General features: G+C 52.0%; 1 protein-coding gene. It reads left to right on the forward strand.

Annotated elements, in window-relative coordinates:
- On the forward strand, positions 1 to 302 hold a 302-nt coding region (locus MIB40_RS19545), incomplete at both ends, for a transposase (RefSeq protein WP_249697193.1).

Below are 302 nucleotides of genomic sequence, written 5' to 3' on the forward strand. Positions count from 1 at the left end.
GGCAAGCGTCATCAAGATACCGTCAAGGGCGTGATGAAAGTGATACCGTCGACGGAGTTTAGCTTCAACAAACGAAACAAAACCTGTCACTGCCCAATGGGAAATGAGCTCTGGCTGAAAAATGAAACCGCCGATGAGCATGGCAAACGTAAACTCTTCTTTGAGGGTAAGTTAACCGATTGCCGCCACTGCGACACCAAAACCCGCTGCATGCGCAACCCAGCGTCGGCGGATACACGAGAAGGTCATGGTCGTCAGGTCTCCATTACTTACACCAACGGCCGCACCCCTATGGACTGGAT

Source organism: Aestuariirhabdus haliotis, from assembly GCF_023509475.1.
In the GTDB taxonomy this organism is placed as follows: Bacteria; Pseudomonadota; Gammaproteobacteria; order Pseudomonadales; family Aestuariirhabdaceae; genus Aestuariirhabdus; species Aestuariirhabdus haliotis.